Below are 3884 nucleotides of genomic sequence, written 5' to 3' on the forward strand. Positions count from 1 at the left end.
AGCGGTGCGCCTTTTTTCACCTTATCACCCACGGTGAGCGGCCAGACTTTCTCGACAAATCCGGCGGCACGCGCCTGCATAATGACAAACTGATACTCGTTATAGCTGACGTTGGCCGGGAACGTCTGGGCAAAAGTGAGGGGTCCGCGACGCACAGCCTCAGTTTTCACACCGAGGTTTTGCGTTTGCGTCGGATCGATACGGACGCCCGGCGCAGTAGCGCTGGCAGACTCTTCATCGGCATATTTCGGCACCAGATCCATATCCATAAAGGGCGATTTGCCGGGTTTATCGAAGCGGGTATTCGGGTACATCGGGTCGTACCAGAACAGCACCTTGCGGGCTTCTTTTTCCGTGACTGGCGGTGTATTCGCCGACGGGTGCGCCGCGGCGAAATACGCGTAGCCGCCCACGGCGATAATGCCGCCCGCCATCATGCTGCCGATAATCAGCGCGATATTTTTCATGAGGTCATGCTCAACGTTAAAATAAGAGAGAATTACTGGCTTTTAATATCCTGCAATAAAGAGAGATTGCCCTGCTGGATAAATGTAAACGCCACGTTGTCACCGGGTTTAATATCGTTGAGCTGCGTTTGCGGTGTGATGGTAAAACGCATGGTCATTGCCGGCCAGTTCAGCGCGGGGATCGGCCCATGTTCAATGGTGACTTTTTTGCTTTGCGTATCAACGCTTTTTACTACGCCAGTGGCGCTGATCGCCGGGCTTTGTTCGGCGGCAGGCATGGCGCTCATCATATCGCCGTGATGGTGTTCATTGGCCTGAGCGTTAATTGCCAGCGTAGAGAAAATGGCGAATACCACCGCTTTACATACTGTGTTCATGTCAATCTCCTGTGATGTGTTTCGGTTTATTCCAGCCAACCACCGCCAAGCGCGGTATAGAGCGTAATTTCGTTAACCTGTCGGGCGTAATTAAGGTCAAGCAGGGTTTGTTGCGTCGTAAATAGCGAACGTTCAGCGTCCAGCACGTTGATATAGCTCACCGCTCCGTTGCGATAGAGCGTTCTCGCACGCTGAAGCGTGATTTGTAGCGAAGTCAGGTATCGCTGCTGACCGCGAATCTGATCGGTAAGGCTCTGGCGTAGCGCCAGCGCGTCGGCAACCTCTTTGAACGCGTTCTGGATCTTCTGCTCATAATTGACCACCGACTGCTGCTGGCGGATCTCAGCCAGATCGAGGTTGGCCTGATTACGTCCGGCGTTGAAGATCGGTAACTCCACTTTCGGAATGAAATTCCACATCCCGCTTGCCGCCGAGAACAGACTGGAGAGATCGCTGCTGCTGCCGGAGATCCCGCTGGTCAGCGTGATGGAGGGAAAAAACGCCGCCCGTGCCGCGCCGATATTGGCGTTTGCCGCCATCAGCGCGTGTTCGGCTTCCATGATGTCCGGACGCTGCAACAGGATTTGTGATGACAGCGATGGCGGTAACGTCACGCCGTTGATATCGCCGACATTCTGTCGCGCATCGTCCGGCAGCTTAGCGTAGCTCCCCAGTAACAGCTGCAACGCGTTATTCGCCTGCGCCAGTTCCCCCTGACGTTTCGCAATATCGCTGCGGGTACTTTCAATCACGCCACGCGCCTGTTCCAGCGCCAGCACGTTGGTACTGCCGGTGACCAGTTGTTTTTCCACCAGCGCATATGCACGCTCATAATTGCTCAGCGTTTCTTGTGCCACCTGAAGCTGCGCGAAGGCCAGACGCTGATTGAACCAGCTCTGTGCAACGTTGGACACCAACAGGATATGCACCGCCCGGCGCGCCTCTTCGCTGGCGAAAAAGGTCTGTCGATCGGCTTCGCTCATATTTTTCAGCCGACCAAAGAAATCCAGATCAACGCTCAGGTTCAGCCCGGCCTCATATTCACGCGTACTGCGGGTGTCACCTTTCAGTTTCCCGCTCCAGTTTCCGCTGCTTTCAGCATTCAACTGCGGATAGCGATCGGCATCAGTCACCCGATATTGCGCCCTCGCCTCCTGTACTTTCAGCGTCGCCATACGTAAATCGCGATTGTTACGCAGCGCCTCGTCAATCAGCACTTTCACCTGCGGATCGACAAAAAACTGCCGCCAGCCGCTGTCCTGATAGCCTGTCGGTGATGTCACCAGTTGGTTCTGACTGAGAGAAAACTGCTGCGGTACCGGAAGCGCCGGGCGCTGATAGTCCGGGGCGAGTGAACATCCTGCCAGCAGTAACGCCATTGAGAGCGTGAGACGCTTAAAATTACGCATAAGCCTGATTTTCATGTGGGTTGATATCAGCCACTTTACCTGGCGCTCTCTGTTCAACCCGTGACAGCAAAATGACAAAGCTGTCATTTTCCCAGAATGCGATTGCTATCCGATCTGGCTTCTCTAGAATTGAGAGGCCCCATGACCGTCGCGTGGCGAAGGAGAATGTGTTGAAAATTTTGATCGTCGAAGATGAGAAAAAAACCGGTGAATACCTGACCAAAGGACTGACGGAAGCGGGCTTTGTTGTCGATCTTGCTGACAACGGTCTGAACGGCTATCACCTGGCGATGACCGGTGATTACGACCTGCTCGTTCTTGATATCATGCTGCCCGACGTCAACGGCTGGGATATCGTCCGGATGCTGCGTGCCGCGAATAAAGGCATGCCGATTCTGCTGCTTACCGCGTTGGGAACCATTGAACATCGGGTAAAAGGGCTGGAATTAGGGGCGGATGATTATCTGGTTAAGCCGTTTGCCTTTGCCGAACTGCTGGCGCGCGTCAGAACCCTGCTACGCCGGGGGGCGGCGGTAATCGTCGAAAGCCAGTTTCAGGTGGCCGATCTGATCGTTGACCTGGTGAGCCGCAAAGTGAGTCGTAGCGGTACCCGCATCACGCTCACCAGCAAAGAATTTACCCTGCTGGAGTTTTTCCTGCGCCACCAGGGAGAAGTATTACCCCGCTCGCTGATTGCCTCTCAGGTGTGGGACATGAATTTTGACAGCGATACCAACGCCATTGACGTGGCCGTGAAGCGCCTGCGCGGCAAAATTGATAACGACTTTGAGCCTAAGCTGATTCAGACCGTGCGTGGCGTGGGATATGTGCTTGAGGTGCCGGATGGTCAGTAAGCGGTTATCCCGCCCTTTTTCGCTGGCGACGCGCCTGACCTTTTTTATCAGCCTCGTGACCATTGCCTCCTTTTTTGCCTTTGCCTGGATCATGATTCAGTCGGTAAAAGTGCATTTTGCCGAACAGGACATCAACGATTTAAGCGAAATCAGCGCCACCCTCGAACGTATCCTTAGCCCCTCCGACGAGCCAGAATCCCGCCGTCTGGAGATCCTGAAAAACGTGGTAGCCGGTTACTCAAACGTCATTATTTCGCTGGAAGATGCTAACCAGCAGGCGCTCTTTCATTCCCCTCATATGCCGGATATCCGCCAGTTTCTTGCCCGCGCCACGGTGGATAAAACCGTTCCGGGCGGCAACGTCTATTTGATTAATGGTCCGTCGATGCAGATGGCAAGCCACGGCACCCATTCCAGCTGGCGCATGATCCGCCTGCCGGTCGGGCCGCTGATCGACGGAAAACCGGCCTATACCCTGTATCTGGCGCTGTCGATCGATTTTCACCTGCATTACATTAACGATTTGAAAAACAAGCTCATCATGACCGCCTCGATCATCAGCATGTTGATCATTTTTATCGTGCTGTTTGCCGTTTATAAAGGCCACGAACCGATCCGCAGCGTCAGCCGACAGATTCGGAACATCACCTCGAAAGATCTCGACGTCCGACTGGATCCCCGGTCGGTGCCTATTGAATTGGAACGGCTGGTGCTCTCGTTTAATCACATGATCGAGCGTATCGAAGACGTTTTTACCCGCCAGTCCAATTTTTCAGC

The 3884-nt window shown here is 54.1% G+C and carries 5 protein-coding genes; 2 read left to right on the plus strand and 3 right to left on the minus strand.

Annotated features, from left to right (window positions below):
• The 3 genes from AB7E14_RS21610 to AB7E14_RS21620 form a co-directional block, all read right to left on the minus strand.
• Nucleotides 1-467, minus strand: a 467-nt coding sequence (locus AB7E14_RS21610) for a heavy metal-binding domain-containing protein (protein WP_428169938.1), incomplete at its 3' end; no start/stop codon positions are given.
• A gap of 32 nt (nt 468-499) precedes the next feature.
• Nucleotides 500-844, minus strand: coding sequence for a cation efflux system protein CusF (gene cusF, locus AB7E14_RS21615; RefSeq protein ID WP_044256696.1), 345 nt, complete (start codon nt 842-844; stop codon nt 500-502).
• A gap of 26 nt (nt 845-870) precedes the next feature.
• Nucleotides 871-2253: an efflux transporter outer membrane subunit gene (locus AB7E14_RS21620; protein ID WP_316961933.1), complete on the minus strand. Its 1383-nt coding sequence runs from the start codon at nt 2251-2253 to the stop codon at nt 871-873.
• A 170-nt stretch (nt 2254-2423) separates the two neighbouring features.
• On the opposite strand from AB7E14_RS21620, the gene cusR reads away from it, so the two are divergent.
• Nucleotides 2424-3107 carry a copper response regulator transcription factor CusR gene (gene cusR / locus AB7E14_RS21625; RefSeq protein ID WP_044256698.1) on the plus strand — a complete coding sequence of 228 codons (684 nt, stop codon included), beginning with the start codon at nt 2424-2426 and terminating at the stop codon, nt 3105-3107.
• Nucleotides 3097-3884: Cu(+)/Ag(+) sensor histidine kinase (locus tag AB7E14_RS21630; RefSeq protein ID WP_428169939.1), on the plus strand; the 788-nt coding region annotated here is incomplete at its 3' end. The genes cusR and AB7E14_RS21630, both read left to right, overlap by 11 nt.

The sequence above is a fragment of the Citrobacter sp. genome (genome assembly GCF_050252275.1).
Lineage (GTDB): Bacteria > Pseudomonadota > Gammaproteobacteria > Enterobacterales > Enterobacteriaceae > Citrobacter_A > Citrobacter_A amalonaticus.

Coding starts and splice junctions, on each gene's coding strand:
- cusF (WP_044256696.1), bottom strand. CDS start 844: ATGAACACAGTATGTAAAGCGGTGGTATTCGCCATTTTCTCTACGCTG.
- AB7E14_RS21620 (WP_316961933.1), bottom strand. CDS start 2,253: ATGCGTAATTTTAAGCGTCTCACGCTCTCAATGGCGTTACTGCTGGCA.